We start from the raw sequence: 26,124 nt of genomic DNA, 5'->3' as shown, positions 1-26,124 counted from the left end.
CAGCACTCCCGCTGAACAGCCGTCAGCAAGGAAGAGCCGCCTCCGGGCGGCTTTTTTCTTGCCTCGCGACCGGATTGGGCACAGCTTCCGGCCTGTCCTACACTGGAAAAACACCTCTTATCCACAGCCTTGTCCCGTGACCGCCAGGGCAGGGCGGCGTAGCATCTCCTGCTGACTGGTTTTCCACAGATGTCCGCACTCCTTTCCGCCATCGGCGACGACTTCTCCCCCGAACGCCAGGTAGCGCAGCTGCGCGTGCCGCCGCACTCCATCGAGGCCGAATCCAGCGTGCTGGGCGGTCTGCTGCTGGACAACGCCGCCTGGGACCGGGTCGGCGACCTGCTGACTGACGGCGACTTCTACCGCTACGAACACCGGCTGATCTACGCGGCCGTCGGTGGCCTGATCAACGCCACCAAGCCGGCCGACGTGATCACGGTCTTCGAGCAGCTGCAGAACCTGGGCAAGGCCGAGGAGGTCGGCGGCCTGGCCTACCTGAACTCGCTGGCCCAGTACGTGCCCAGCGCCGGCAACATCCGCCGTTACGCGGAGATCGTGCGCGAGCGCTCCATCCTGAGGAAGCTGGTGTCGGCTTCCGACGAGATCGCCACCAACGCCTTCAATCCGCAGGGCAAGGCGGTGGACCAGATCCTGGACGAGGCCGAGCAGAAGATCTTCAACATCGGCGAGGAAGGCTCGCGGATGAAGCAGGGCTTCCAGGCCATGGATTCCCTGGTGGTGCAGCTGCTGGACCGGGTCCAGGAGATGGCGGACAACCCGAACGACATCACGGGCGTGCCCACCGGCTTCTACGACCTGGACCGCATGACTTCCGGCATGCAGGCCGGCGACATGATCGTGCTGGCGGCGCGCCCGTCCATGGGCAAGACGGCCTTCGCCATCAACATCGCCGAGCACGTGGCCCTCGCCGAGGGCCTGCCGGTCGCGGTGTTCTCCATGGAGATGGGCGCCTCGCAGCTGGCCGTGCGTATCGTGGGCTCCATCGGCCGCATCGACCAGGGCCACCTGCGCACTGGCAAGCTCACCGACGACGAGTGGCCGCGCCTGACCGAGGCGATCGAGAAGCTGCGCAACGTCTCGCTGCACATCGACGAGACGCCCGGCCTCACGGTGAGCGAGCTGCGCGCCAACGCGCGCCGGCTGGCGCGCCAGTGCGGCAAGCTGGGGCTGATCGTGGTGGACTACCTGCAGCTGATGAGCGTCTCCTCGGGCATGAGCGAGGAGAACCGCGCCACCGCCGTGGGCGAGATCTCGCGCGGCCTGAAGATGCTGGCCAAGGAGCTGCAGTGCCCGGTGATCGCGCTGTCGCAGCTCTCGCGCGGGGTGGAAAGCCGCACCGACAAGCGGCCCATGATGAGCGACCTGCGGGAGTCCGGCGCCATCGAGCAGGACGCGGATGTCATCATGTTCATCTACCGCGACGACTACTACAACAAGGACTCCAAGGAGCCCGGCGTCGCCGAGATCATCATCAGCAAGCAGCGCAATGGGCCCACCGGCACCGTGAAGCTGGCCTTCCTCAAGCCGCTGACCAAGTTCGAGTCCCTGGCCGGCGGCTCCGACGACTTCTAGCCCGGCTACAGGACTTCAGAGGCGAAGTCCGCCAGCCGCGAGCGCTCGCCGCGCGCCAGGGTGATGTGGCCGCTGTGCGGCCAGCCCTTGAACTTGTCGACCGCGAAGGTCAGGCCCGAGGAGCCCTCGGTCAGGTAGGGCGTGTCGATCTGCGCCAGGTTGCCCATGCAGATGATCTTGGTGCCCGGGCCGGCGCGGGTGACCAGCGTCTTCATCTGCTTGGGCGTGAGGTTCTGCGCCTCGTCGAGGATCACGTACTTGTTCAGGAAGGTGCGCCCGCGCATGAAGTTCATGCTCTTGATCTTGATGCGGCTGCGGATCAGCTCGTTGGTGGCGGCGCGGCCCCACTCGCCGGCGCCGGTGTCGGTCTTGCCCAGCACCTCCAGGTTGTCGTCCAGCGCGCCCATCCATGGCCCCATCTTCTCCTCCTCGGTGCCGGGCAGGAAGCCGATGTCCTCGCCCACGCTCACCGTGGCGCGGGTCATGATGATCTCGGTGTAGCGGCGGTCGTCCAGCACCTGGGTCAGGCCCGCGGCCAGCGCCATCAGCGTCTTGCCGGTGCCGGCCGTGCCGGTGAGCGTGACGAAGTCGACCTCGGGGTCCATCAGCAGGTTCATCGCGAAGTTCTGCTCGCGGTTGCGCGTGGTCACGCCCCAGACGGCGTTCTTCAGGTGGCCGTAGTCCTTCAGCGTCTTGAGCACCACGGTCTTGCCGCGCACCTCGGTCACCCGCGCGTACAGGCTGGGCTCGCCCGGCGCCTCGAAGTACACGAACTGGTTGATCAGCAGGCTGGGCACGATGGGGCCGGTGATGCGGTAGAAGGTGTGCTGGCCGCTCTGCCAGCTCTCCACCGTCTTGCCGTGCTTGACCCAGAAGTCCGCGGGCAGCGCCAGGGCGCCCGAGTACATCAGGTCCAGGTCGTCCAGCGTCTTGTCGTTGCGGTAGTCCTCGGTGGCCAGGCCCAGCGCGCGGGCCTTGACGCGCATGTTGATGTCCTTGGACACCAGCACCACGTCGCGCGGCGCGTGGGCGTCGCGCAGGGCCTGCACCACGCCCAGGATCTGGTTGTCGGCCTTGCCCTGGGGCAGAGTGGCTGGCAGGTGGTTGGCCAGCGCCTGCGTCTGGAAGAACAGGCAGCCGCCGGCCTCGCCGTGGCCGGTGGTGTCCAGCTTGAGGCCGGCCGCGATGTCGGCCCCCTGGGCACCGGCCAGCGCGTCCAGCATGCGGCTGGCCTGGCGGGCGTTGCGCGCCACCTCGGTCATGCCCTTCTTGTGGCCGTCCAGCTCCTCCAGCACCACCATGGGCAGGAAGATGTCGTGCTCCTCGAAGCGGAACAGGCACATCGGGTCGTGCATCAGCACGTTGGTGTCCAGCACGAACAGCTTGGACGGGCCGGCCGCCTTGGGCTTGGCCTTGCGCGGCCGCGGCGCGGGCTCCGGCGCGGCCGGGCGCCTGCGCGCGCCGGGCGCCGGGCGGTCGGCGGTCAGCGGCTGCTCGTCGAACAGGGCCTGCGGTGCCAGCTCGCTGCCGCCCGAGCGGGGATCGAAGTCTTCCAGCTGAGGGTGCTCAGCCAGGGGGCTGTCGGCTGCCGGTGCCTCCGATTTTCGAGCGGCCTTGTGCGAGGTGCGGGCCGGAGCATCGTAGGCTTCCGGCGGGAGCAGGGCGGCGCGCTTGGTGGGGGCGGGAGGCAGGGGCATACGGCGAGGGGTTTCCTGTTGAGGAGGTCAAGAAACGAAAAAGCCGCCAGGCAGGCCGGGCGGCTGGGTCCAGGGGTGCGGTGACGACGCAGGGCGTCGGGATCAACGGCATGAATTCATTATGCACAGGGACCGAAGCGCTTCAATTGCGGTCCCCGCCATGTTGCTACCAAACGTCAGGCCGCCTTTTTCAGCAGCTTGACCGCCTTGAGCACCTCATCCACATGGCCGGGCACCTTGAGGCCGCGCCATTCCTGCTTGAGCACGCCGTCGGCGCCGACCAGGAAGGTGCTGCGCTCGATGCCCTTCACCTTCTTGCCGTACATGATCTTGTTCTTGACCACGCCGAACATGTGGCACATCTTTTCCTCGGTGTCGGCGATCAGCTCGAAGGGCAGTTCGAGCTTGGCCTTGAAGTCGTCGTGCGATTTCATGTTGTCGCGCGAGACCCCGAAGACGGTGGCGCCGGCCTTGACGAAATCCTTGTACTTGTCGCGGAACTGCATGGCCTCGGTGGTGCAGCCGGGCGTGTTGTCCTTGGGATAGAAGTAGAGGACGACGATGTGGCCGAGGTGGGAGGTGTTGGAGACCTTGATGCCGCCGGTGGCGTTCGCTTCGAATTCGGGAAGGGGTTTGTTGACAACGATCGCCATGGATTTGTATCTCGTGTGACAGGGGTTGCTCGTTGTGGCCAGGCCTCGGCAGCCGTCGCGACCCGAGATTTTAACCGATTCCCCCCCGTGGCCGGGGCGGTGTTGACGGCTTCAGGGCGCCGCCTCGAGCAGCAGAGCTGCGGCGACGTCGCGCCCTTCCTGGGCCAGGATGTTGTAAGTGCGGCAGGCCGCCGCCGTGTCCATGGTTTCGATGCCGATGCGGCGGGCCATCAGCGGCTTGAGCCAGGCCGGCCGGGGGAAGCGGATGCGCGCACCGCTGCCGAAGATCACCACCTCGACCTGCAGCTGCGCCAGCAGGCCGAAGTGGGCCTCGGCCAGTTCGTCGAAGCTGCGGCACTCCCAGGCGATGCGCTGCCCGCCCGAGGCGATCACCACGCTGTGGGCGATGCGCTCCCCGTTGACGGCCACCCACCCGGGGCCGTGCCCGGTGATGGTGGGCGCGGTGGAACGGTCGGGCTGGAGTTTCATGGCTGGGCAACTATGGTCAAATTATAGGTTTCCACCCTCGAAGAAACGCCTTGTGGAGGGGCTTTGAAGACCATCCAGAAATCAGCCAAGCTGGCCAACGTGCTGTATGACATCCGCGGGCCCATCATGGATGCGGCCCGGCGCATGGAGGAGGACGGCCACAAGGTCATCAAGCTCAACATCGGCAACCTGGCGGTGTTCGGCTTCGACGCGCCCGAGGAGATCCAGCAGGACATGATCCGCAACCTGCCGAACTCGGCGGGCTATTCGGACAGCAAGGGCATCTTCGCGGCGCGCAAGGCCGTGATGCACTACACCCAGCAGCAGGGCATCAAGGGCGTCACGCTGGACGACATCTACCTGGGCAACGGCGCCAGCGAGCTGATCGCCATGGCCACCAACGCGCTGCTCAACGACGGCGACGAGCTGCTGCTGCCCGCGCCGGACTACCCGCTGTGGACCGCGGCCGCCACGCTGTCGGGCGGCACTCCCGTGCACTACCTGTGCGACGAGGCCAACGGCTGGATGCCGGACCTGGACGACCTCAAGCGCAAGATCACGCCGCGCACCAAGGGCATCGTCGTCATCAACCCCAACAACCCGACGGGCGCGTTGTACTCCGACGCGCTGCTCAGGCAGATCGTGGGCCTGGCGCGCGAGCATGGCCTGGTGATCCTGGCCGACGAGGTCTACGACAAGGTGCTGTACGACGATGTCAGGCACACCGCCATCGCCAGCCTGTCGGAGGACGTGCTGACGCTGACCTTCAACTCCCTGTCCAAGAGCTACCGCTCCTGCGGCTACCGGGCCGGCTGGATGGTGGTGTCGGGCGACAGGAAGGCGGCGGCCGACTACATCGAGGGCCTGACCATGCTGTCCAACATGCGGCTGTGCGCCAACGTGCCGGGGCAGTGGGCGATCCAGACCGCGCTGGGCGGCTACCAGAGCATCAACGAGCTGATCGCTCCCGGCGGGCGCCTGCGCCGCCAGCGCGACCTGGCCTACGAGCTCATCACGGCGATCCCCGGCGTCAGCTGCGTCAAGCCGCAGGCCGCGCTGTACATGTTCCCGCGGCTGGACCCCAAGGTCTACCCGATCCAGGACGACCGCCAGTTCTTCCTGGAGCTGCTGCAGGAGACCCGCGTGATGCTGGTGCAGGGCACCGGCTTCAACTGGCGCCAGCCCGACCACTTCCGCATCGTCTTCCTCCCGCACGAGGACGACCTGCGCGAAGCCATCGGCCGCATCGAAAGATTCCTCGACAACTACCGCAAGCGCAACTCGACATGAAACCCATCCAAGTCGGCCTGCTGGGCATCGGCACCGTCGGCGGCGGCGTCTTCAACGTCCTCAAGCGCAACCAGGCCGAGATCATGCGCCGCGCCGGCCGCGGCATCGCCCTCAGCATGGTGGCCGACCTCGACACCGCCCGTGCCCAGGCCATCGCCGGCAGCCAGGCCCAGGTGGTGAGCGATGCGCGCGCGGTGATCGCCAACCCCGACATCGACATCGTGGTCGAGCTGATCGGCGGCTACGGCATCGCCCGCCAGCTGGTGACGGAGGCCATCGAGGCCGGTAAGCACGTGGTCACCGCCAACAAGGCGCTGCTGGCCGTGCACGGCACCGAGATCTTCGCGGCCGCCCACCGGCGCGGCGTGATGGTGGGCTTCGAGGCCGCGGTGGCCGGCGGCATCCCCATCATCAAGGCGCTGCGCGAAGGCCTGACCGCCAACCGCATCGAGTGGATCGCCGGCATCATCAACGGCACCACCAACTTCATCCTCTCCGAGATGCGCGACAAGGGGCTGGACTTCGACGTGGTACTCAAGGAGGCGCAGCGCCTGGGCTATGCCGAGGCCGACCCGACCTTCGACATCGAGGGCGTGGACGCCGCGCACAAGGCCACCATCATGTGCTCCATCGCCTTCGGCATCCCGGTGCAGTTCGAGCGGGCCTACGTGGAGGGCATCACCCGGCTGGCCGCGCAGGACATCCGGTACGCCGAGCAGCTGGGCTACCGGATCAAGCTGCTGGGCATCACCAAGCGCGTCGCCAAGGGCATCGAGCTGCGGGTGCACCCCAGCCTGGTGCCGGCCAAGCGCCTGATCGCCAACGTCGAGGGTGCGATGAACGCGGTGGTGGTGCAGGGCGACGCCGTGGGCACCACGCTGCACTACGGCAAGGGCGCGGGCAGCGAGCCCACCGCCAGCGCGGTGATCGCCGACTTGGTGGACATCACGCGCCTGCACACGGCCGATGCCGCGCACCGCGTGCCGCACCTGGCGTTCCAGCCCGACCAGATGAGCGACCAGCCGGTGCTGCCCATGGACGAGGTGGTGACCAGCTACTACCTGCGCCTGCGCGTGGCCGACCAGGCCGGCGTGCTGGCCCAGGTCACGGGCCTGCTGGCCAATGCCGGCATCAGCGTCGACGCCATGCTGCAGCGCGGGGCCGGCGAGGGCCGAGGTGACGAAGGCACCTCCGAGGTGCGGCAGACCGACCTCATCATCCTGACGCACAGCGTGCGCGAGGGCACCATGAACCAGGTGATCGCGCAGATGCAGGCGCTGGCCACGGTGCTGGCGCCCATCGTGCGCATCCGCAAGGAAGAGCTGGCTTAAACCGGGATTCTGGCTAGAATGTAGCAAGTCTGGCTTTTAATCTGTCCATATTTTTTGCGTCGGAGGTCGTAATGGCTGCAACCTGGCAAGTGCACGACGCCAAGAACCGTCTGAGCGAGTTGATGGATCGCGCCGTCAAAGAAGGGCCGCAGGTCATCACGCGCCATGGCCGGCCGGTGGTCAAGGTGGTGGCCGTGGACGCGCATGAGGCCACGCAGCCGGCCGGGGACGATGGTTTCTTCGAGTTCCTGATGAGTGCGCCCAAGATCGACGAGCTTGAACTGCCGGTCCGGCGGGGGCGCAAGGCACCGCCGGAACTCGGCTGATGCTCTGGTTGCTTGACACATGCGTGGTTTCGGAAGCGCTCAGGCGCCAAGCCGACGCGGCGGTGGTGAAGTGGTTGGAAGCGCATACCGCGCGGGCCGCGTTGCCCGTCATCGCGCTTGGCGAAATCCAGTACGGCATCGAGCGCCTCGAGCCCGGGCGGCGGCGCAACGCGCTGCAGGCATGGCGTGACACCTTGCAAGCCCGCTATGCAGACCGGACGTTGGATGTCGGCGAGCCGATCCTGCGAGTCTGGGCCCGCCTGCGTGCCTCGCTTGACGCCATCGGACGGCCGCAACAGGACATGGACATCCTCATCGCCGCCACAGCCCTGGCCCACAATCTAACCCTGGTCACCCGCAACACCCGCCACTTCGCCGACACCGGTGTGCGCCTGTTCGATCCCTGGACCGGCAAGCACGCCTGAGCGCCCAGCCCATGCTTTACCTCTCCACGCGCGGCCATCCCGAGCGCAAGCGCTTCAGCGAGATCCTGCTCGAGGGCCTGGCGCCGGACGGCGGCCTGTACCTGCCCGAGCGCTACCCCCGGGTCGACGCCGCCACGCTCTCCCGCTGGCGCGGGCTGGCCTATGCGGACCTGGCCTTCGAGATCCTGTCGCTGTACATCGACGACATCCCCGCGGACGACCTGCGCGCGATCTGCCGCAGGACCTACACCGAGGAGGTGTTCGGCACGCCGCAGATCGTCCCGCTCAGAAAACTGGAAGAGGGGCTGTACCTCCAGGCCCTGTCCAACGGCCCCACGCTGGCGTTCAAGGACATGGCCATGCAGCTGCTGGGCCAGCTGTTCGAGTACGAGCTGGGACGCCGCGGCGAGGAGCTCAACATCCTGGGCGCGACCTCGGGCGACACCGGCAGCGCCGCCGAGTACGCCATGCGCGGCAAGCGCGGCGTGCGCGTGTTCATGACCTCGCCGCATGGCCGCATGAGCCCGTTCCAGCAGGCGCAGATGTTCAGCCTGCAGGACGCCAACATCCACAACCTGGCGGTGCAGGGCGTGTTCGACGACTGCCAGGACATCGTCAAGGCCGTGTCGAACGACCTGGCGTTCAAGCGCAGGTACAGGATAGGCACCGTCAACTCCATCAACTGGGCGCGGCTGGTGGCGCAGGTGGTGTACTACTTCGCGGGGTATTTCCAGGCGACCGGCGGGAACCACGAGAAGGTCAGCTTCGCCGTGCCCTCCGGCAACTTCGGCAACATCTGCGCCGGCCACGTGGCGCGCATGATGAGCCTGCCGATCGCGCGGCTGGTGCTGGCGACCAACGAGAACGACGTGCTGGACGAGTTCTTCCGCACCGGCACCTACCGCGTGCGCGGCAGCCGGGACACCTACGAGACCTCCAGCCCATCGATGGACATCTCCAAGGCCAGCAACTTCGAGCGCTTCGTGTTCGACCTGCTGGGGCGCGATGCGTCCCGGACGCGGCAGCTGTTCGGCGAGCAGCTGCCGGCGCAGGGCCGCTTCGAGCTGGCCGGCGAGGTGGGCGCGGCGCGCGAGCGCTACGGCTTCGCCAGCGGCAGGAGCACCCACGCCGACCGCCTGGCCACCCTGCGCGACACCTGGCAGCGCCATGGCGTGATGATCGACACGCACACGGCCGACGGCCTGAAGGTCGCGCGCGAGCACCGCCAGCCGGGCATCCCGATGGTGGTGCTGGAAACCGCGCTGCCGATCAAGTTCGCCGCCACCGTCGTCGAGGCGCTGGGCCGCGAGCCGCAGCGGCCGGCCCGCTTCGAGGGCATCGAGCGGCTGCCCAAGCGCGTGGCCGTGGTGCCGGCCGACGCCGAGGCGGTCAAACGCTACATCGCGCAGCATTGCGACCAGGCGGGCGCATGAAAGTCGTGGGCTTTGCCGGTTACTCCGGCTCGGGCAAGACCACCCTGGTGGAAAAGCTCATCCCCGCGCTCAAGCTGCGGGGCTTGCGCGTGTCGGTGGTCAAGCATGCGCACCACAAGTTCGACATCGACCATCCGGGCAAGGACACGCACCGCCACCGCGAGGCCGGCGCTTTCGAAGTGGTGGTGGCCTCCAGCCGCCGGCTGGCGCTGATCCGCGAGTTCGAGCAGGAAGGGCGGCTGAACGTGCACCACCTGATCGCCGAGCTGTACGACGGCGTCGACTGGGTGCTGGTGGAAGGCTTCAAGGAGAGTAACCTGCCCAAAGTCGAGGTCTGGCGCGCCGAGGCCGGCAAGCCGGCGCGCTACCCCGAGGACGACTTCATCGTCGCCATCGCCACCGACAGCGCCGGCGCGCTGCCCGGGCCCACCCTGCGGCCGGTGCTGGATCTGAACGATCCCGATGGCGTGGCCGGCTGGCTGGTCGACAATGGCCACCGGTTCGACTACCTGCCGGAGATGTACGCATGACCGCTGCCGCCCCGAGGGCGCCGCTGCGTCCGCTGGACGAGGCGCTGGCCGAGCTGCTGGGCCACGCGCAGACGCTGGCGCGCGTGGAGACGGTGTCCACCTTCGAGGCCGACGGCCGGGTGCTGGCGCAGGACCTGGTGTCGGAGCTGCAGGTGCCGCCGCAGGACAACAGCAGCATGGACGGCTACGCGGTGCGCAGCAGCGAGATCGCCGACGAGGACCTGGTCCTGCCGGTGAGCCAGCGCATCCCGGCCGGCAGCGCGGCCCAGCCGCTGGCGCCCGGCACGGCGGCGCGCATCTTCACCGGCGCGCCCGTGCCCGAGGGCGCCGATGCCATCGTGATGCAGGAAGAGACGCTGCCCGGCCCGGAGGGCAACGTGCGCATCCTGCGCGTGCCGCAGCCCGGCCAGTGGATACGCCGCAGCGGCGAGGACGTGACCCGCGGCGCGGTGGTGCTGGCCCGGGGCGAGCGCCTGGGGCCCGCCGCGCTGGGGCTGGCGGCCGGCATCGGCATGCACCAGCTGGCGGTGGCGGCGCGCCCGCGCGTGGCGCTGTTCTCCACCGGCGACGAGCTGGTGATGCCCGGCGAGGTGCCGCCCGAGCGCATGAAGCCGGGTGCCATCTACAACTCCAACCGTTTCTTCCTGCGCACGCTGCTGCAGCGCCTGGGCTGTGAGGTCACCGACCTGGGCATCGTGCCCGACCGGCTGGACGCGACGGTGGAAGCGCTGCGCGGCGCCGCGCAGGCGCACGACCTGATCCTCACCAGCGGCGGCGTGTCGGTGGGCGAGGAGGACCACATCAAACCCGCGGTGCAGCAGCTCGGCTCGCTCGACCTCTGGCAGATCGCGATGAAGCCCGGCAAACCCTTTGCCTACGGGTGCGTGAAGGACGCGCATTTCATCGGCCTGCCCGGCAACCCGGTCTCCAGCTTCGTCACCTTCCTGCTGCTGGTGCGGCCCTTCCTGCTGAAGCTGCAGGGCGCGCGCCGCCTGGCGCCGGCACCGGCGCCGCTGATGCTGCCGGCGCACTTCAGCTGGCGGCCCGACAAGCGGCGCGAGTTCCTGCGCGTGCGCCGCGATGCCGCCGGCGGGCTGGAGCTGTTCCCCAACCAGAGCTCGGGCGTGCTGACCTCCACCGTGTGGGGCGACGGGCTGGTGGACAATCCGTCCGGCCGCGCCATCGCGCACGGCGAACCGGTCGCCTTCCTGTCCTTCGCGGAGCTGCTCGCATGAAGATCACGGTGCGCTACTTCGCCTCCATCCGCGAGGCCGTGGGCCGCGGCAGCGAGGCCCTGGACACGGCCGCCGCCACCCTGGGCGGGCTGCGCGACGAGCTCATCGCCCGCGGCGAACCCTACGCGCCGGCACTGGCGCGCGGCAAGGCGGTGCGGCTGGCGCTGGACCAGGTGATGTCCGACGAGGCGGCCGCGCTGCGCGAGGGCGCCGAGGTGGCCTTCTTCCCGCCGGTGACCGGGGGCTGACGGCCATGGACACGGTGGCCCGCGTCGTCATCCAGGAGCAGGACTTCGACCTCTCGGCCGAGGTGGCCGCGCTGCGCGGGCGCGATACCGGCGTAGGCGCGGTGTGCTGCTTCGTCGGCACGGTGCGCGACCGCAACGACGGCGCGTCGGTCAGCACGCTGGAGCTGGAGCACTACCCCGGCATGACCGAGAAGGCCATCGAGGCCATGATCGATGAGGCGATGCGGCGCTTCGACATCCGCGCCGCGCGCGTGGTCCACCGCATCGGCCCGCTGCAGCCGCAGGAGCAGATCGTGCTGGTAGCCGTCACCTCGGCGCACCGCGGCGAGAGCTTCCAGGCCTGCGAGTTCCTGATGGACTACCTCAAGACCCAGGCGCCTTTCTGGAAAAAGGAGCAGACGCCCACCGGCGCGCGCTGGGTCGACGCCCGCGTCAGCGACGACGCGGCGCTGGCGCGGTGGGGAATTGCATCTCGCAACGGCTGAAAGCTCCCGCTCTACTTCGGCTGGAAGCCGCTGGCCTGGATGATGCGCCCCCAGTTCTGCGTGTAGCGCCGCACCACCTGCGTGAACGGCGCCTGCGGCTGGTAGCCCACGGCCAAGCCCATCGCCGTCAGGCGCTCGCGCACGTCGGGCATGGCGACCACGCGCGACAAGGCCTGGTTGAAGCGATCCAGCACCGGCGCCGGCGTGCCGGCCGGCGCGAACACCCCGTAGTAGGGCAGGTCCTCCAGACCGGCCAGGCCCAGCTCGGCGAAGGTCGGCACCTCGGGCAGCACCGGCTGGCGCTTGTCGCCGATCACCGCCACCACGCGCAGCTTGCCGGCGCGCTGCTGCTCGATGAAGTCGGGAACGGAGCCCACGCCGGCCTTGATCTGGCCGCCCAGCATGTCGGCGATCATGGGCGCGCTGCCGCGGTAGGGCGCGGCCTGCAGGTCCAGCTTGTACTTGGCGGCCAGCAGGCCGACCAGGAACTCGGGGATGGACGCCGGTGCCGGCACGCCGATGGTGTCCTTGCCGCCGTTGGCCTGCACCCAGGCCACGTACTCCTGCACGCTCCTGGCCGGCGTGCCGTCCGACACCGCCAGCGCGTTGGCGAAGGTGGCGAAGCCCGCCACCGGCACGAAATCGGCGGCCGGGTCGAAGCCCGGGTTGCGCGTCACCTGGGGCAGGATGGAGATGGAGTGGTCGTGGCTGAGGAACAGCGTCTGGCCGTCGGCCGGCGCGGCCTTGAGGGCCTGGGCCGCGATCTGGCCGCCGGCCCCGGCGCGGTTGTCCACCACCACCGGCTGGCCCAGCACGTCCTTGAGCTTGTCGGCCAGCAGGCGCGCGATAACGTCGGTGCCGCCGCCCGGGGGGAAGCCCACCAGCAGGCGGATCGCGGAGGGCTGCTGGGCGTGCAGGCGGCCGGTGGCCAGGGCCAGCAGGCCGCCGGCGAGCAGGCCACGGCGCAGGCGGGAGGGCGGGGCGGAGCGGGGGAGGTGGTTCATGGGATGGGCGGTGAACGGCAAGGCTGAGAAGAATACAAGACAAGCGGCGACACGGCGACCGCCGCGCGCCTCAGCCGGCCGGCGGCACGAAAGACGCCCGCGCTTGGTCCTCCAGCTCGCCGGTCAGGCGCTGCAGCAGGTCCAGCAGCTGGGCCTGCTGCTCGGCCGTCAGCGGCGCCATCAGCCGCCGGTAGGCCTTTTCGGCGGGCCGCTGGGCCTGGCGCAGCAGGGCCAGGCCGTCGGCGGTCAGCGAGACCGCCACGTGGCGGCGGTCGGCCGCCTTGGCCCCGCGCGCCACCAGGCCGCGCGCCTCCAGCCCGCGCAGCACGCGCAGCACCGTCACCTTGTCGAAGCCCAGCGCGCGCGCCAGGCCGGCCTGCGCCAGGCCCGGGTGCGCCTTGAGCACGGTCAGCGCGCCGAACTGGGCCGGCGTCAGGCCGAGCGCGCCGCACTCGTCCTCGAACACGGCGGCCGAGATCTGGTGCGCCCGCCGCAGCAGGAAGCCCGGCCGCGCGTACAGGCGGGCCAGCGTGGCGTCGGAGGAGGCGGAGGGGCGGGCGGTCGGCACGGCAGGGCGAAGCATAGGGTATGCCGGGGTGTTCGCCGGAGAGCGTATCCTCCATAATCGTTAGCATGCCAACCAATAGCAACAGGAGACACCCCATGCGCATCCGCATCCGTCTCGCGGCTGCCCTGCTGGCCCTGGCCGGCGTGGGCACCGCCGTCCAGGCGCAGCAGCCGGCCCCGCAGGCCAACCAGGCCCCGCTGCGGCTGATCGTGCCGTTCACGCCTGGCACCGGCATCGACCTGATCGCCCGCACCATCGGCCCCCGCCTGGGCGAGCGGCTGGGCCGGCCGGTGGTGGTGGACAACCGCGCCGGCGCCAGCGGCAACATCGGCACGGAAGCGGTGGTGCGCTCGCCGGCCAACGGCAACACGCTGCTGGTCAGCGTCAACACCCTGGTGATGAACCGCAGCCTGTACCCGCAGCTGCCGTTCGACCCAATCAAGGACCTGGTGCCGGTGTCGCTCACCAGCTGGGGCCAGCTGCTGCTGGTCACGCACCCGCAGTCGGGCTACAAGACCGCTGCCGAGCTGGTCGCGGCCGCCCGGCAGCGCCCCGGCAAGCTCAACTACGCCAGCCCGGGCGTGGGCACGCCGCACCACCTGTCCATGGAGCTGCTCAAGGCCACGGCCGGCGTGTTCCTCACCCACATCCCCTACCGCGGCACGGCCCCGGCCGTGACCGATCTGATCGGCGGCCAGGTCGATGCCGCCTTCCTGCCCATCCACGTGGCGCTGCCGCAGGTCCGCGCCGGCAAGCTGGTAGGCCTGGCCATCGGCAGCGACAAGCGCCATGCCCTGCTGCCGCAGCTGCCCACCCTGGCCGAGGCGGGCGTGGGCAAGGTCAACGTGGACATGTGGTACGGCGTCTTCGCCCCAGCCGGCACCTCGCCCGAGCTGGTGGCGCAGTTCAATCGCGAGCTCAAGGACATCCTGGCCCTGCCGGAGGTGAAGACCGCGTTCCAGGGCCAGGGCATGGACCCGGCCACCAGCACGCCCGAGGAGTTCCGCAGGCTGGTGGAGCAGGACGCGCAGCGCTGGGCCCGGCTGATCCAGGCCCAGTCGATCAAAGCAGAGTGATCATGGCCCCCACGCTTGTCACTTCGTGTATTGCGCTGCCCCCCGAGGGGGCGTGTCCGCCTAGGGGCGGCCCGTCGGCGGACAGACCATGAACATCGCCATTGTCGGCGGCGGCATCGGCGGCCTCAGCCTGGCGCTGGCCCTGCACCAGCGCGGCATCGCCTGCGAGGTCTACGAGCAGGCGGGCGAGATCCGCGAGGTCGGCGTGGGCATCACCCTGCTGCCGCACGCCATGCGCGAGCTGGCGGCGCTGGGCGTGCAGGCCGAGCTGGAGACGCAGGGCATCGAGAACCTGGAGTCGGTGTTCTACAACCGCTGGGGCCAGTTCATCTACCGCGAGCCACGCGGCCGCCATGCCGGCTATGCGCTGCCGGAGCTGGGCATGCACCGCGGCAAGCTGCACCGCGTGCTGTACGACGCGGTGCTGCGCCGGCTGGGCGCCGGCGGCGTCCACCTGGACCACCGCTTCGGTGGGCTGGCGCAGGACGAGACCGGCGTGTCGCTGCAGTTCCAGGACGGCGCGGGGCGGCCGCGGCCGGCCGTGCGCGCCGACGCGGTGATCGCCTGCGACGGCGTCAATTCGGCGGTGCGGCGGCTGTTCTATCCCGACGAGCGCATGGCCTTCACCGGCATCAACACCTGGCGCGGCGTGACGGTGCACCGGCCCATCCTCAGCGGCCGCAGCTACCTGCGCATAGGCACGGTGGACACCGGCAAGATGGTGGTCTATCCCATCGTCGACGACGTGGACGGCCAGGGCAACCAGCTGGTCAACTGGGTGGCCGAGATTCGGCAGGACCCGGCCGCGATGAACGACTGGAACCGGCCCGGCCGGCTGGAGGACTTCCTGCCGTTCTTCGCCGGCTGGCGCTTCGACTGGCTGGACGTGCCGGCGCTGATCGAGGGCGCGCAGCAGGTGTTCGAGTACCCCATGGTGGACAAGGACCCGGTGCCGCGCTGGACCTTCGGCCGCGTCACGCTGCTGGGCGATGCGGCCCACCCCATGTACCCGCGCGGCTCCAACGGTTCGGCCCAGGCCATCATCGATGCCGCCGCCCTGGCCGAGGCCCTGGTCCAGGGTGGCGGCGTGCCCGCCGCGCTGCAGGCCTACGAGCGCCGCCGGCTCGAGCCCACCGCCCGGGTGGTGCAGACCAACCGCACGGTGCCGCCGGACTTCATCATCATGAAGGCCGACGAGCTCAGCGGCGGCCGGCCGTTCGAGGGCAGCATCGACAACCTGATCAGCCCCGAGGAGCTGCGCCGCATCTCCGACGAGTACAAGCAGGTGGCAGGCTTCGCGCTGATGCAGGTGCAGGCCCGCGGCGCGGTCTCCGCGGGTTCCTAGCGGCGGCGGGCCCGACCGCTCACTCCCCGGCGGGCGGGCCCGCCGCCCCACTGCGCGCTTCGAGGGCGCGGATGACCGCAGCCATGTCCGACCGGCCATGCCCCAGGTCCGCGGTTTCCTGGTACAGCTGCAGGCACGCATCCAGCAGCGGCGAGGCCAGATTGGCATTCCGGGCAGCCTGGGCGGCGAGCCGGTTGTTCTTCGGCACCACCGCCGCCGGCTCGCCCGCCATCATGGCCACCGGCTGGCCGGCCTCGGCCGGCTTGCGCGAACCGGAATCGCCCGTGCCCCGACCCAGGACGGCATCGAGCGCGGCCCCGGTGGCCATCATCAGGATGATGGTTCGCGCCTGCCGCAACACCTCCGGGGCCGAATCGGCCCTCCATCCCTCAGTTGAGGTAGCGCGGGCGCGCCTGCGGCTCGTCCTCGGCCGCGGCGGCGGGTGCATCCGCCGCGGGGGCGAAGGGCAGCTGCCACTGCGACTGGCCCAGCGCCTGCTCCAGCAGGTGCATCAGCCCCTGCACCAGCGACGGGTCCAGCTCCATCTCGAAGGCGCGGTGGGGCGCGCTGCCGCGGCTCTCGGAAAACCCCAGGCGCAGGCGCCCTTCGGCCAGCGGCGTGACGCCCACCTCGGCGGCCAGCATCGGTTCCTCGCCCAGCGGACGTGACGCGCCCTCCTGGAACGGCGTCTCCAGATCGGCCCGCTGCAGGAAGGCCTGCCTGCGGGCCTGCGCCAGCATCTGCCGGGCCTCGGGCGTGGCCACGGCGCCGCGGGGGGTGGTGGCATCCGGGCCGTGCTCGACCTGCGTCCGGCGCAGCAGCGGCCACAGGCCGCGCAGCAGGCGCCGGGTGAGCCACAGCCGCATCTCCCGGCTGTCAGCGGTGGCCACCCGCAGCAGGATGCGGTCCTGCTGGGCCTGGTAAGTCACGGACAGCTGGCGGATGCTCATCCTGCCCATTCTATGGACCCTTGAAATCGCGGGGCACAGCCTAAGTTGGAGGCCAACAGGAGCGTTACTCCCATGCGACTCGACAAGCTGACGACCAAATTCCAGGAAGCCCTGGCCGAGGCCCAGAGCCTGGCGCTGGGCAACGACCACGGCTACATCGAACCCGAGCACCTGCTGGTGGCCATGCTGCGCCAGGAGGACGGCCCGCGCGCGCTGCTGCAGCGCGCCGGCGTCAACATCCCCGGCCTGCAGGCCGCCGCCGAGGCCGCCATGCACAAGCGCCCGCAGGTGCAGGGCCAGGAGCAGGTGCAGGTCGGCCGCGACCTGGTCTCGCTGCTGCAGGCCGCCGAGAAGGAAGGCATCAAGCGCGGCGACCAGTTCATCGCCAGCGAGCTGTTCCTGCTGGCGCTGGCCGACAGCAAGCAGGACATCGGCCGCATCGCGCGCGCGAACGGCCTGTCGCGCAAGTCCTTCGAGGCCGCCATCGCCGCCGTGCGGGGCGGCTCCTCGGTCAACAGCGCCGAGGCCGAAGGCCAGCGCGAGGCCCTCAAGAAATACTGCCTGGACCTCACCGAGCGCGCCCGCCTGGGCAAGCTCGACCCGGTGATCGGCCGCGACGAGGAGATCCGCCGCGCCATCCAGGTGCTGCAGCGGCGCACCAAGAACAACCCGGTGCTGATCGGCGAGCCCGGCGTGGGCAAGACCGCCATCGTCGAGGGCCTGGCCCAGCGCATCGTGGCGGGCGAGGTGCCCGAGAGCCTGAAGAACAAGCGCGTGCTGTCGCTGGACATGGCCGCCCTGCTGGCCGGCGCCAAGTACCGCGGCGAGTTCGAGGAGCGCCTCAAGAGCGTGCTGACCGAGCTGGCCAAGGACGAGGGGCAGACCATCGTCTTCATCGACGAGCTGCACACCATGGTGGGCGCCGGCAAGGCGGAGGGCGCCATGGACGCGGGCAACATGCTCAAGCCGGCGCTGGCGCGCGGCGAGCTGCACTGCGTGGGCGCGACGACGCTGGACGAATACCGCAAGTACATCGAGAAGGACGCCGCGCTGGAGCGCCGCTTCCAGAAGATCCTGGTGGGCGAGCCGACGGTGGAGGCGACCATCGCCATCCTGCGCGGCCTGCAGGAGAAGTACGAGGCGCACCACGGCGTGGACATCACCGACCCGGCCATCGTGGCCGCGGCCGAGCTCTCGCACCGCTACATCACCGACCGCTTCCTGCCCGACAAGGCGATCGACCTGATCGACGAGGCCGCCTCCAAGATCAAGATCGAGATCGACTCCAAGCCCGAGGCCATCGACCGCCTGGACCGCCGCATGATCCAGCTGCAGATCGAGCGCGAGGCCATGAGGAAGGAGACCGACGAGGCCTCGCAGAAGCGCCTGGCGCTGATCGAGGACGAGATCGCCAAGCTGCGCAAGGAGATCGCCGACCTGGAGGACATCTGGAAGGCCGAGAAGGCCGCCGCCCAGGGCAGCGCCCAGATCCGCGAGGAGATGGACCGCGTGCGCTTCCAGATCGAGGAGTTCAAGCGCAAGGCCGACTTCAACAAGGTGGCCGAGCTGCAGTACGGCCGGCTGCCCGAGCTGGAGCGCAAGCTCAAGGAGGCGCAGGACGCCGAGGCGGGCAAGGCCAAGGCCGGCAAGGCCCAGCTGCTGCGCACCCAGGTCGGCGCCGAGGAGATCGCCGAGGTGGTGGCGCGCGCCACCGGCATCCCGGTGTCCAAGCTGATGCAGGGCGAGCGCGAGAAGCTGCTGCAGATGGAGGAGCGGCTGCACCAGCGCGTGGTCGGCCAGGACGAGGCGATCGCCGCCGTGGCCAACGCCATCCGCCGCTCGCGCTCCGGCCTGGCGGACCCGAACCGCCCGACCGGCTCGTTCCTGTTCCTGGGCCCCACCGGCGTGGGCAAGACCGAGCTGTGCAAGGCGCTGGCGACCTTTTTGTTCGACAGCGAGGAGCACCTGATCCGCGTCGACATGAGCGAGTTCATGGAGAAGCACTCGGTGGCCCGCCTGATCGGCGCGCCCCCGGGCTACGTGGGCTACGAGGAGGGCGGCTACCTGACGGAAGCCGTGCGCCGCAAGCCCTACAGCGTGATCCTGCTCGACGAGGTCGAGAAGGCGCACCACGACGTGTTCAACGTGCTGCTGCAGGTGCTGGACGACGGCCGCCTGACCGACGGCCAGGGCCGCACCGTGGACTTCAAGAACACGGTGATCGTGATGACCAGCAACATCGGCTCGCACATGATCCAGGCCATGGTGGGGCGGCCGTACGAGGACGTGAAGGAGGCGGTATGGGACGAGCTGAAGAACCACTTCCGCCCCGAGTTCCTCAACCGCATCGACGAGACGGTGGTGTTCCACGGGCTCCATGCTGCGCACATCGCGCGGATCGCCAGGATCCAGCTCGGCGTGCTGGAGCAGCGCCTGGCCAAGATGGACCTCACGCTCCAGGTGTCCGAGGCGGCGCTGGAGGAGCTCGCGAAGGTCGGCTTCGACCCGGTGTTCGGCGCACGGCCGCTCAAGCGGGCGATCCAGCAGCGCATCGAGAACCCGCTGTCCAGGCTGATTCTCGAAGGCCGCTTCCCGCCCAAGAGCGTGATCCCGGTCGAGGTGGACCCGGTACGCGAGCCGGGCGTGTTCCGGTTCGGCGATCCGAAGCCGCAGCCGGCCGAGGAGGCCGTGGCTTGAACTTCGCCAGCGCATCCGTGTCACATCCGGCATGAACTTCCTGGTGAACCTGCTGCTGCGCCTGGTGCTGCTGGCCGTGGGCCTGGTGTTCTTCGCCAGCGTCGCCGTGGCAGTGGCCGTGCTGTGGCTGGCCTGGTCGCTGCGCATGGGCTGGGCCCGGCTGACCGGCCGGCCGGTCTCGCCCTTCATCATGGGCATCGACCCGCGCAAGGGCTTCGAGATGTACCGCCGCGCGCAGCAGCGCGAAGCCGAGCCCAGCCGCACGCCACGTGCCGACGCCACCCGTGCCCATGCGCCGCAGGGGCACCCGCTGCAGGTGACCGACGTCGAGCCGCGCGAGCCCGGGCGCTAAAGCCGGCACGGCGGCGCGCCCGCCGCTATCCTGGCGGGCTGATCCCATCCAAGGAGACGCCCGCATGTTCCACGCCCTGGTCCTGGAGAAGAACCCCGAGTTCAGCGCCGCCGTGCGCGAGGTCGACGACAGCTTCCTGTCCGAGGGCGACGTCACCGTCGACGTGGCCTATTCCACCCTCAACTACAAGGACGGCCTGGCCATCACCAACCGCTCGCCGGTGGTGCGCAGCTGGCCCATGGTGGCCGGCATCGACGGCGCCGGCACGGTGGTGGAGAGCAGCTCGCCGCTGTGGCGGCCCGGTGACGAGGTGGTGCTCAACGGCTTCGGCGTGGGCGAGACGCACAAGGGCTGCCTGGCCGGCCGCGCCCGGCTCAGGGGCGAATGGTTGATCCGCAAGCCGCCCCGCTTCACCCCGCGCCAGGCCATGGCCATCGGCACCGCCGGCTACACCGCCATGCTGTGCGTGCTGGCGCTGGAGCGCCACGGCCTCAAGCCCGGCGACGGCAAGGTGCTGGTGACGGGCGCCACCGGCGGCGTGGGCTCGGTGGCGGTGGCGCTGCTGTCCGCGCTGGGCCACCAGGTGGTGGGCGCCACCGGCAAGGCCGGCGAGCACGACTGGCTGCGGCAGCTGGGCGCGGCGGCCGTCATCGAGCGGTCCGAGCTGTCGGCGCCCGGCAAGCCGCTGCAGAAGGAGCGCTGGGCCGCCGTGGTGGATGCGGTGGGCAGCCACACCCTGGCCAATGCCTGCGCCCAGACGCGCTACGGCGGCGTGGTGGCGGCCTGCGGCCTGGCCCAGGGCATGGACCTGCCGGCGACGGTGGCGCCCTTCATCCTGCGCGGCATCGCGCTGCAGGGCATCGACAGCGTGATGGCGCCGCTGGCGCGGCGCGAGGAGGCCTGGGCCCGGCTGTCGCGCGACCTGGACCTGGCCAGGCTGGACGCCATGACGACCGAGGTGCCGCTGGTCGCGGCCGTGGGCGAGGCGCAGCGGCTGATGGCGGGGCAGGTGCGCGGGCGCATCGTCGTCAAGACCGCCGCCTAGCCCGGCCGCTGCCGGGAATCCTCAGCCGCCCGCCATGTGCCGGGCGTACAGCTTCTGCATGCCGCCCAGCCAGCGGTCGTAGTCCTGGCCCTTGGCCTGGAAGTACTGCGCCACCGAGGGGTGGGGCAGGGCCAGGAAGGTCTCATCGCGCAGGGTCTGCACCACCACCTCGGCCACCTGGGCCGGCGTGAGCACGCCGTCCAGGCCGGCCGAGCCGGTGCCGTCACGGGTCATGTCGCTCTCCACCGATTGCGGGCACAGGCAGGACACGCGCACGCCCTTGCGGCCGTAGGCGATGCGCAGCCACTCGGCGAACGCCACGGCCGCGTGCTTGGTCACGCCGTAGGGCGCCGATTCGACGATGTTGAGCAGGCCGGCGGCCGAGGCCGTCACGACGAAGTAGCCTTCGCCGCGCGCCACCATCTCGGGCACCACGGCGCGCGCCGCCCACACGTGGGCCATGCCGTGGATGCGCCACATGGCGTCCCACAGCGCGTCCTCCAGCTCGATGCCGCCCATGCGGCCCAGGATGCCGGCGTTGGAGACGTAGATGTCGACCTGGCCGAAGCGCTGGCGCGCGGCGGCCACCAGGGCCTGGATGTCGGCCTCGCGGCCGACGTCGCAGCGCACGGCCATGGCTGCGCCGCCGATCTGGCGCGCCACGCCCTCGGCGCGTTCCTGGTTGAGGTCGGCCAGCACGACACCGCGCGCGCCCTCGGCCGCGAAACGGCGCGCCAGGCCCGCGCCGATGCCGCTGGCCGCGCCGGTGACGATGGCGACTTTTCCCTGGATGTCCATGGCGGTTTCTCCTTCAGGCCGCGAGTATGGGCGAGCCGGCCGGGTGCGCCCAGCCACCCAGGCGACAAGCGCCTGCGGCAGAGCAGGTGGCTCAGCAGGAAGCGCTGCCGGCTGACAGCGGAGCATGGAAGCCGTCCTACGCGACCGTGCCGCCGCGGGATGGAGCATCCCGGCACCCATCCACCACCACGCACAGGAGATGCCCATGACCCCTGCCGCCCCCGCGCCGTATCAAGACCTCGCCGCCGCCCGCCGCGAGGACGATTACTGGAGCCGCCGCTGGCGCCGCACCCAGCCGGCGCGCGCCGGACTGGACTACGAGGACTTCGCCCCGGCCTACTGCGTGGGCTACATCGGCCACGCCCAGTACGGCGGCGCGTTCGAGGATGCCGAGAAGTCGCTGTGGGCCAACTGGGAGCGCATCAAGGGCGGCTCGCGCCTGTCCTGGGACGAGGCCCGCGAGGCCATGCGTGCCGCCTGGGACCGCCAGGACCGACTCAGCCGTTAAGGGGGATTGAAGGCCGCCAGCAGGCGGTCGATGAAGGGCTGCTGCGCCGGCAGCAGCTTGCGCCGGGCCTCCTCAAGGCCGAACCAGGCCACGCGGTCGACCTCGGGGAAGGACTGCAGGCGGCCCGAGCGTGGCGGCCACTCCATCTCGAAGCTGTTGCTGCGCAGCGCGGCGGGATCGAAGTCGCCGACGAAGGCCCAGGCCTGCACGCGCTTGCCGGACTTCTGGCGCACCTCGCCCAGCGGCACGAACGGGCCCTCGGGCGCCATGCCGGTTTCCTCGGCGAACTCGCGCCGCGCCGCGGCCAGCGGCTCCTCGCCTTGCGCCACCTCGCCCTTGGGCAGCGACCAGGCGCCTTCGTCCCGGCGCGCCCACCAGGGGCCGCCCGGGTGGGCCAGCAGCACCTGCAGCCCTTGCGGTGCGCGGCGCAGCATCAGCAGGCCGGCGCTGGTGGCCATGGCGGTACCGTTACGGGGCCGGCAGGCTTCGGGCCGGGAAGGGCTTCACGCGCTGGGCCTTGCGCCCTCGGCTTCATGGCGCGGGGTCTGGCGCCGTTGCTGCTCGGCCTCCGAGATCAACTGCCGCAAGGCACTGGCCGCGCCTTCGCCGGAGCGCCCGGTTTCCGGCGAGTCACCGTGCTGCCGCGGCGACGCCGGATCCCCGGGGACGTGGTCGTGGTGGGTGTTGCTCATGAAGCCATTGAAGCGCTCGGGCACAAGCTCAGCGGTCAGACCGGCGCCGTCCTGCTTGTAGGAATGTTTCCAAGGTTTGCTGTCGTAAACATCCGTTGCCTTGTCGGCCGCAGGGGGCGAACGGTGCGGGGCAGGGGTGGTCCGGCCGCGCGTAGCATTGACCCCTATGAGCAGCACCACCGTCCCGCCCGCCCACCGTGCCGGTCCCTTGCGCCAGGATGCCGGCGTGATCGGCCTGGTCGGCCTGGCCCACCTGATCAGCCATTTCAGCCAGCTGCTGCTGGCGCCGCTGTTCCCGTGGCTCAAGGAGGCTTTCGACGTCAGCTACACCCAGCTGGGTTTCCTGATGACGGTGTTCTTCGTGGTGTCCTGTGCGGTCCAGGCGGCTTCCGGCTTCCTGGTGGACCGGCACGGGCCGCGGCCCATCCTGCTGGGCGGCCTAGCCCTGCTGGGCGTGGCGGCATTCGGTTTCGCGTCCGCCACCTCCTACTGGATGCTGGCCGGTTTCGCCGTGGTGGCCGGCGTGGGCAATGGCGTGTTCCACCCGGTGGACTACACGCTGCTCAACCGCAAGGTGAGCGCCGCGCGGCTGGGACATGCCTACAGCGTGCACGGCATCACCGGCAGCCTCGGCTGGGCCCTGGCGCCGGCGCTGCTGGTGCCGCTGGCGATCGCGTTTTCCTGGCGCGTGGCGTTGATGGCGGCAGGCACGCTGGCCTTCGGCGTGCTGCTGGTGCTGTGGCTGAACCGCGGCCAGTTGGCCTTGCCGGCCGCGCCCGCCAAGCCCGCGGCGGGCGGGGCGGCGCTGGCCGGGGAGGGCAGTCTTGACTTCTTGCGTATCCCCGCCGTGTGGATGTGCTTCGGCTTCTTTTTCTTCTACGCCGTGGTGCTGAGCGTGATCCAGGCCTTCGCGCCCGAAGCCGCGCGGCAGATCCACGGTGTGCCGGTGGCGCTGGCGGCCATGTGCCTGACGGTCTACATGGTGTGCAGCGCCGGCGGCATGCTGCTGGGCGGCTTCCTGGCCTCGGATCCGGCGCGTTGCGAGCGCATCGTCGGCATCGGCTTCGGCGCCGCGGCGCTGGTGGCGCTGGCCATCGGCTTCGCGCCGATCCCGGCGCTGGCGGTGCCGGCCTTGTTCGGCGCCATGGGCATCGCCAGCGGTATCGCCGGTCCCTCGCGCGACCTGCTGGTCAAGCGCTCCACGCCCGAGAACGCCAGCGGCCGCGTTTACGGCATCGTGTACGCGGGCCTGGACATCGGCCAGGCGCTCGCGCCGCTGGTGTTCGGCAGCCTGATGGACCAGGGGAACTTCCGCGGGGTCTGGCTGGGGCTGGTGCTGATGCAGGGCGTCCTGATCGCCAGCGCCTTTCAGGTGCGGCGGACGCGGCGCACGGTGCTGGCGTCTGCCTGACGTGTAGCGCTGCACGGCGCGGCAACCGGTCTGTGGGCGCCAGGCGCTCCCGTGAACTGACTCACCGCATCTGTTTGAGCGGAGCGCCCTTCGGGGCGCGTAGCGAGTTATGCGGTGCAAGCCCAGGCCCGGTACGGCGCAGCGAGTGCGTGCGCAGCACGCACCAACATAGTATGAGCCCCTGCCGGGGAGTGCCTGGCGCCCCGCACGGGCTATCGCTTGCGGCAGGCCAGCGGAAGGCGGAAATCCCATGCGTTTATCCTTGCCGCATGTACGCGCCCTATTTCGGGCTGAGGCAGGAGCCGTTCTCCATCGCCCCGGACCCGCGCTACCTGTTCATGAGCGAGCGCCACCGCGAGGCATTGGCGCATCTGCTTTACGGGCTGTCGGGCGGCGGTGGCTTCGTGCTGCTCACCGGAGAGATCGGCACCGGCAAGACGACGGTGTGCCGGTCCTTCCTGGAGCAGATCCCCGCCAACTGCAACGTCGCCTACATCTTCAACCCCAAGCTCACCGTCACCGAGCTGCTGCAGTCGGTGTGCGAGGAGTTCCGCATCGTGCTGCCGCCGGCCGGCCCGCAGCCGCCCACGGTGAAGTCGCTGGTCGACCCGCTCAACGGCTTCCTGCTGCACTCGCACGCAGCCGGGCGCAACAGCGTGCTGATCATCGACGAGGCGCAGAACCTCTCGGCCGAGGTGCTGGAGCAGCTGCGCCTGCTGACCAACCTGGAGACGGCCGAGCGCAAGCTGCTGCAGATCATCCTGATCGGCCAGCCCGAGCTGCGCGACATGCTGGCCCGGCCCGAGCTCGAGCAACTGGCGCAGCGCGTCATCGCGCGCTACCACCTGGGGCCGCTGACCGAGGCGGAGACCGCGCACTACGTCCAGCACCGGCTGGAGGTGGCGGGGCTCGCCCGCGCGCTGCCGTTCGAGAGGGGCGCGCTGCGCCGCGTGTACAAGCGTTCGCGCGGCGTGCCGCGGCGCATCAACCTGCTGTGCGACCGCGCGCTGCTGGGGGCTTACGCCCGCAACCGCGCCACCGTCAACGCCGCCATCGTGGACCGCGCGGCGCAAGAGGTGTTCGGTCCCAGCACGCCGGCGCCGCGCTGGCGGCGGGTCGCCTGGACCGGGCTGGGCCTGGCAGCGGCGCTGGGCGGCGTGCTGGTCGCGGCCCGCTACCTGGGTCCGGCCGCGGTGCCGGGCTGGGCGGCCGGCAGCAGCGTGCCGCCGGCCACTGCGGCATCCACACCGGCCTCGGCGCCCGCAGTCGCCGCTTCCGCGCCTGCGGTCGCAGCCGACCCGACCGCTTCGGCCGGCCAGGCGCCTTCCAAGCCGCCGGTGCTGCTGCGCGACATGGATGCGGCATGGGGCGAATTGGCTGCGGCCTGGAAGGCGGACCTGCCAGCCGGGGAGGCGCAGCCCTGCCGCGCGCTGCTGCGCCAGCGGCTGGCCTGCCACAGCCAGGTGGCCAGCCTGGCCTTGATCCGCCAGCTGGACCGCCCCGGCATCGTCACGCTCGATGCGGCCGGCGGCACCCCTTCCTATGCCGTGCTGGCCGGGCTCACGGCCGACAGCGCCACGCTGCAGGCGGGCGGCACCGAACAGACGGTGACGCTGGCCGCACTGGCCGAACGCTGGCAGGGCGAGTTCGCCACGCTGTGGCGCCTGCCACCCGGCGCGACCGGCCGGCCTGGCGACGGCGAACGCCCGCCGGTGCTGCGCTGGGTGGCGTCCCAGCTCGGGCCGGCCGATGGCCGGGCCGGTGACGCCGCGGCAGCCGCGGATGGCGACGACAGCGCCCTGCGCCAGCGCATCCGCACCTTCCAGCTGGCCCAGGGCCTGCGCGCCGACGGCGTGCTGGGGCCGCTGACCCTGATGCAACTCCATCGCGCGGCCGGCGTCGACGAGCCGCGCCTGCGCGTCGAGCGCTAGAGATCTTTTCGT

Annotated in this window: 27 protein-coding genes and 1 pseudogene; 18 read left to right on the top strand and 10 right to left on the bottom strand. The window is 70.4% G+C overall.

The genetic code is table 11. The features are described 5' to 3' along the window. The first annotated feature begins 189 nt into the window (after positions 1-189). A complete protein-coding gene (dnaB, locus tag RTA_RS12330) occupies positions 190-1,593 on the top strand; it encodes a replicative DNA helicase (protein ID WP_013901739.1) in 1,404 nt (467 codons plus the stop codon). A 5-nt stretch (positions 1,594-1,598) separates the two neighbouring features. Here the strand turns inward: dnaB and RTA_RS12325 are convergent, their stop codons facing one another. From RTA_RS12325 to RTA_RS12315, 3 genes are all read right to left on the bottom strand, one after another. Then, positions 1,599-3,290, bottom strand: a complete 1,692-nt coding sequence (locus RTA_RS12325) for a PhoH family protein (RefSeq protein ID WP_013901738.1) — start codon at positions 3,288-3,290, stop codon at positions 1,599-1,601. Positions 3,291-3,466: 176 nt separating this feature from the next. Then, positions 3,467-3,943, bottom strand: coding sequence for a peroxiredoxin (locus RTA_RS12320; RefSeq protein WP_013901737.1), 477 nt, complete (start codon positions 3,941-3,943; stop codon positions 3,467-3,469). A gap of 111 nt (positions 3,944-4,054) precedes the next feature. Then, positions 4,055-4,432: an Mth938-like domain-containing protein gene (locus RTA_RS12315; RefSeq protein WP_041675474.1), complete on the bottom strand. Its 378-nt coding sequence runs from the start codon at positions 4,430-4,432 to the stop codon at positions 4,055-4,057. Between the two features lie 63 nt (positions 4,433-4,495). Here RTA_RS12315 and RTA_RS12310 point away from each other — a divergent pair, with 63 nt between their 5' ends. From RTA_RS12310 to moaE, 9 genes are all read left to right on the top strand, one after another. Beyond that, on the top strand, positions 4,496-5,722 hold the full coding sequence (locus RTA_RS12310; protein WP_013901735.1) for a pyridoxal phosphate-dependent aminotransferase: 1,227 nt from the start codon (positions 4,496-4,498) through the stop codon (positions 5,720-5,722). Further along, positions 5,719-7,053 (top strand): homoserine dehydrogenase, encoded by a 1,335-nt coding sequence (locus tag RTA_RS12305; protein ID WP_013901734.1) that lies wholly within the window; start codon positions 5,719-5,721, stop codon positions 7,051-7,053. Before RTA_RS12310 ends, RTA_RS12305 begins: the two co-directional genes overlap by 4 nt. Positions 7,054-7,124: 71 nt before the next feature. Beyond that, the gene (locus RTA_RS12300) at positions 7,125-7,379 is read left to right on the top strand and encodes a type II toxin-antitoxin system Phd/YefM family antitoxin (protein ID WP_013901733.1); all 255 of its coding nucleotides are present in this window, start codon (positions 7,125-7,127) and stop codon (positions 7,377-7,379) included. Further along, complete coding sequence (locus tag RTA_RS12295) at positions 7,379-7,804, top strand: type II toxin-antitoxin system VapC family toxin (RefSeq protein WP_013901732.1); 426 nt, start codon at positions 7,379-7,381, stop codon at positions 7,802-7,804. Before RTA_RS12300 ends, RTA_RS12295 begins: the two co-directional genes overlap by 1 nt. Before the next feature lie 11 nt (positions 7,805-7,815). After that, positions 7,816-9,237, top strand: coding sequence for a threonine synthase (thrC, locus tag RTA_RS12290; RefSeq protein WP_013901731.1), 1,422 nt, complete (start codon positions 7,816-7,818; stop codon positions 9,235-9,237). Next, on the top strand, positions 9,234-9,767 hold the full coding sequence (gene mobB, locus RTA_RS12285) for a molybdopterin-guanine dinucleotide biosynthesis protein B (RefSeq protein WP_013901730.1): 534 nt from the start codon (positions 9,234-9,236) through the stop codon (positions 9,765-9,767). The genes thrC and mobB overlap by 4 nt, the downstream gene beginning before the upstream one ends. Then, positions 9,764-11,002, top strand: a complete 1,239-nt coding sequence (locus RTA_RS12280; protein ID WP_013901729.1) for a molybdopterin molybdotransferase MoeA — start codon at positions 9,764-9,766, stop codon at positions 11,000-11,002. Before mobB ends, RTA_RS12280 begins: the two co-directional genes overlap by 4 nt. Beyond that, positions 10,999-11,250 carry a MoaD/ThiS family protein gene (locus tag RTA_RS12275; RefSeq protein WP_013901728.1) on the top strand — a complete coding sequence of 84 codons (252 nt, stop codon included), beginning with the start codon at positions 10,999-11,001 and terminating at the stop codon, positions 11,248-11,250. Before RTA_RS12280 ends, RTA_RS12275 begins: the two co-directional genes overlap by 4 nt. 5 nt (positions 11,251-11,255) lie before the next feature. Continuing rightward, positions 11,256-11,735 (top strand): molybdopterin synthase catalytic subunit MoaE, encoded by a 480-nt coding sequence (moaE, locus tag RTA_RS12270; protein ID WP_013901727.1) that lies wholly within the window; start codon positions 11,256-11,258, stop codon positions 11,733-11,735. Between the two features lie 11 nt (positions 11,736-11,746). Here moaE and RTA_RS12265 read toward each other — a convergent pair whose 3' ends face one another. Beyond that, positions 11,747-12,739 (bottom strand): Bug family tripartite tricarboxylate transporter substrate binding protein, encoded by a 993-nt coding sequence (locus RTA_RS12265; protein ID WP_049871277.1) that lies wholly within the window; start codon positions 12,737-12,739, stop codon positions 11,747-11,749. Between the two features lie 70 nt (positions 12,740-12,809). Continuing rightward, complete coding sequence (locus RTA_RS12260; RefSeq protein ID WP_226986070.1) at positions 12,810-13,307, bottom strand: MarR family winged helix-turn-helix transcriptional regulator; 498 nt, start codon at positions 13,305-13,307, stop codon at positions 12,810-12,812. 95 nt (positions 13,308-13,402) lie between these two features. On the opposite strand from RTA_RS12260, the gene RTA_RS12255 reads away from it, so the two are divergent. Together RTA_RS12255 and RTA_RS12250 are read left to right on the top strand one after the other, a co-directional pair. Continuing rightward, a complete protein-coding gene (locus tag RTA_RS12255; RefSeq protein WP_013901724.1) occupies positions 13,403-14,383 on the top strand; it encodes a tripartite tricarboxylate transporter substrate binding protein in 981 nt (326 codons plus the stop codon). Between the two features lie 88 nt (positions 14,384-14,471). Then, a complete protein-coding gene (locus RTA_RS12250; RefSeq protein ID WP_013901723.1) occupies positions 14,472-15,728 on the top strand; it encodes a flavin-dependent oxidoreductase in 1,257 nt (418 codons plus the stop codon). A 19-nt stretch (positions 15,729-15,747) separates the two neighbouring features. Here the strand turns inward: RTA_RS12250 and RTA_RS12245 are convergent. Then, positions 15,748-16,104: pseudogene (locus RTA_RS12245) on the bottom strand (hypothetical protein); the annotation flags it as partial. 13 nt (positions 16,105-16,117) lie between these two features. Beyond that, complete coding sequence (locus RTA_RS12240; RefSeq protein ID WP_041675472.1) at positions 16,118-16,678, bottom strand: hypothetical protein; 561 nt, start codon at positions 16,676-16,678, stop codon at positions 16,118-16,120. A gap of 72 nt (positions 16,679-16,750) precedes the next feature. Between RTA_RS12240 and clpB the strand changes: the two genes are divergently transcribed. The 3 genes from clpB (at position 16,751) to acuI (ending at position 20,772) form a co-directional block, all read left to right on the top strand. Continuing rightward, the gene (clpB, locus tag RTA_RS12235) at positions 16,751-19,375 is read left to right on the top strand and encodes an ATP-dependent chaperone ClpB (protein WP_013901720.1); all 2,625 of its coding nucleotides are present in this window, start codon (positions 16,751-16,753) and stop codon (positions 19,373-19,375) included. Positions 19,376-19,406: 31 nt separating this feature from the next. Beyond that, on the top strand, positions 19,407-19,727 hold the full coding sequence (locus tag RTA_RS12230; RefSeq protein WP_013901719.1) for a hypothetical protein: 321 nt from the start codon (positions 19,407-19,409) through the stop codon (positions 19,725-19,727). Positions 19,728-19,791: 64 nt separating this feature from the next. Further along, the gene (acuI, locus tag RTA_RS12225; protein WP_013901718.1) at positions 19,792-20,772 is read left to right on the top strand and encodes an acrylyl-CoA reductase (NADPH); all 981 of its coding nucleotides are present in this window, start codon (positions 19,792-19,794) and stop codon (positions 20,770-20,772) included. Between the two features lie 21 nt (positions 20,773-20,793). On the opposite strand, the gene RTA_RS12220 is transcribed toward acuI, so the two are convergent. Beyond that, positions 20,794-21,570, bottom strand: a complete 777-nt coding sequence (locus RTA_RS12220; RefSeq protein ID WP_013901717.1) for an SDR family oxidoreductase — start codon at positions 21,568-21,570, stop codon at positions 20,794-20,796. Positions 21,571-21,775: 205 nt separating this feature from the next. Between RTA_RS12220 and RTA_RS12215 the strand changes: the two genes are divergently transcribed. Beyond that, positions 21,776-22,078 (top strand): hypothetical protein, encoded by a 303-nt coding sequence (locus RTA_RS12215; RefSeq protein ID WP_013901716.1) that lies wholly within the window; start codon positions 21,776-21,778, stop codon positions 22,076-22,078. Here the strand turns inward: RTA_RS12215 and RTA_RS12210 are convergent. Both RTA_RS12210 and RTA_RS20750 read right to left on the bottom strand, forming a co-directional pair. Next, positions 22,075-22,536: an NUDIX hydrolase gene (locus RTA_RS12210; protein ID WP_013901715.1), complete on the bottom strand. Its 462-nt coding sequence runs from the start codon at positions 22,534-22,536 to the stop codon at positions 22,075-22,077. The two genes, RTA_RS12215 and RTA_RS12210, sit on opposite strands and share 4 nt — an antisense overlap. A 45-nt stretch (positions 22,537-22,581) precedes the next feature. Beyond that, positions 22,582-22,950 (bottom strand): hypothetical protein, encoded by a 369-nt coding sequence (locus tag RTA_RS20750; RefSeq protein WP_143762968.1) that lies wholly within the window; start codon positions 22,948-22,950, stop codon positions 22,582-22,584. On the opposite strand from RTA_RS20750, the gene RTA_RS12200 reads away from it, so the two are divergent. Both RTA_RS12200 and RTA_RS12195 read left to right on the top strand, forming a co-directional pair. Continuing rightward, positions 22,937-24,181 (top strand): MFS transporter, encoded by a 1,245-nt coding sequence (locus RTA_RS12200; protein WP_041675466.1) that lies wholly within the window; start codon positions 22,937-22,939, stop codon positions 24,179-24,181. The two genes, RTA_RS20750 and RTA_RS12200, sit on opposite strands and share 14 nt — an antisense overlap. Positions 24,182-24,450: 269 nt before the next feature. Beyond that, positions 24,451-26,112: an AAA family ATPase gene (locus RTA_RS12195; RefSeq protein WP_013901713.1), complete on the top strand. Its 1,662-nt coding sequence runs from the start codon at positions 24,451-24,453 to the stop codon at positions 26,110-26,112. The last annotated feature ends 12 nt before the right edge of the window (positions 26,113-26,124 follow it).

Source organism: Ramlibacter tataouinensis TTB310, assembly GCF_000215705.1.
GTDB classification, from domain to species: Bacteria; Pseudomonadota; Gammaproteobacteria; order Burkholderiales; family Burkholderiaceae_C; genus Ramlibacter; species Ramlibacter tataouinensis.
Note: the sequence above shows the minus strand (reverse complement) of the source record. Positions and strands in the feature narration are given on the sequence as shown.

Excerpts from the sequence above, each read along its gene's own strand:
- dnaB (WP_013901739.1), top strand. The coding sequence starts at position 190 with ATGTCCGCACTCCTTTCCGCCATCGGCGACGACTTCTCCCCCGAACGC.
- RTA_RS12325 (WP_013901738.1), bottom strand. The coding sequence starts at position 3,290 with ATGCCCCTGCCTCCCGCCCCCACCAAGCGCGCCGCCCTGCTCCCGCCG.
- RTA_RS12320 (WP_013901737.1), bottom strand. The coding sequence starts at position 3,943 with ATGGCGATCGTTGTCAACAAACCCCTTCCCGAATTCGAAGCGAACGCC.
- RTA_RS12315 (WP_041675474.1), bottom strand. The coding sequence starts at position 4,432 with ATGAAACTCCAGCCCGACCGTTCCACCGCGCCCACCATCACCGGGCAC.
- RTA_RS12305 (WP_013901734.1), top strand. The coding sequence starts at position 5,719 with ATGAAACCCATCCAAGTCGGCCTGCTGGGCATCGGCACCGTCGGCGGC.
- RTA_RS12300 (WP_013901733.1), top strand. The coding sequence starts at position 7,125 with ATGGCTGCAACCTGGCAAGTGCACGACGCCAAGAACCGTCTGAGCGAG.
- RTA_RS12295 (WP_013901732.1), top strand. The coding sequence starts at position 7,379 with ATGCTCTGGTTGCTTGACACATGCGTGGTTTCGGAAGCGCTCAGGCGC.
- thrC (WP_013901731.1), top strand. The coding sequence starts at position 7,816 with ATGCTTTACCTCTCCACGCGCGGCCATCCCGAGCGCAAGCGCTTCAGC.
- mobB (WP_013901730.1), top strand. The coding sequence starts at position 9,234 with ATGAAAGTCGTGGGCTTTGCCGGTTACTCCGGCTCGGGCAAGACCACC.
- RTA_RS12280 (WP_013901729.1), top strand. The coding sequence starts at position 9,764 with ATGACCGCTGCCGCCCCGAGGGCGCCGCTGCGTCCGCTGGACGAGGCG.
- RTA_RS12275 (WP_013901728.1), top strand. The coding sequence starts at position 10,999 with ATGAAGATCACGGTGCGCTACTTCGCCTCCATCCGCGAGGCCGTGGGC.
- moaE (WP_013901727.1), top strand. The coding sequence starts at position 11,256 with ATGGACACGGTGGCCCGCGTCGTCATCCAGGAGCAGGACTTCGACCTC.
- RTA_RS12265 (WP_049871277.1), bottom strand. The coding sequence starts at position 12,739 with ATGAACCACCTCCCCCGCTCCGCCCCGCCCTCCCGCCTGCGCCGTGGC.
- RTA_RS12255 (WP_013901724.1), top strand. The coding sequence starts at position 13,403 with ATGCGCATCCGCATCCGTCTCGCGGCTGCCCTGCTGGCCCTGGCCGGC.
- RTA_RS12250 (WP_013901723.1), top strand. The coding sequence starts at position 14,472 with ATGAACATCGCCATTGTCGGCGGCGGCATCGGCGGCCTCAGCCTGGCG.
- RTA_RS12240 (WP_041675472.1), bottom strand. The coding sequence starts at position 16,678 with ATGAGCATCCGCCAGCTGTCCGTGACTTACCAGGCCCAGCAGGACCGC.
- clpB (WP_013901720.1), top strand. The coding sequence starts at position 16,751 with ATGCGACTCGACAAGCTGACGACCAAATTCCAGGAAGCCCTGGCCGAG.
- RTA_RS12230 (WP_013901719.1), top strand. The coding sequence starts at position 19,407 with ATGAACTTCCTGGTGAACCTGCTGCTGCGCCTGGTGCTGCTGGCCGTG.
- acuI (WP_013901718.1), top strand. The coding sequence starts at position 19,792 with ATGTTCCACGCCCTGGTCCTGGAGAAGAACCCCGAGTTCAGCGCCGCC.
- RTA_RS12220 (WP_013901717.1), bottom strand. The coding sequence starts at position 21,570 with ATGGACATCCAGGGAAAAGTCGCCATCGTCACCGGCGCGGCCAGCGGC.
- RTA_RS12215 (WP_013901716.1), top strand. The coding sequence starts at position 21,776 with ATGACCCCTGCCGCCCCCGCGCCGTATCAAGACCTCGCCGCCGCCCGC.
- RTA_RS12210 (WP_013901715.1), bottom strand. The coding sequence starts at position 22,536 with ATGGCCACCAGCGCCGGCCTGCTGATGCTGCGCCGCGCACCGCAAGGG.
- RTA_RS12200 (WP_041675466.1), top strand. The coding sequence starts at position 22,937 with ATGAGCAGCACCACCGTCCCGCCCGCCCACCGTGCCGGTCCCTTGCGC.
- RTA_RS12195 (WP_013901713.1), top strand. The coding sequence starts at position 24,451 with ATGTACGCGCCCTATTTCGGGCTGAGGCAGGAGCCGTTCTCCATCGCC.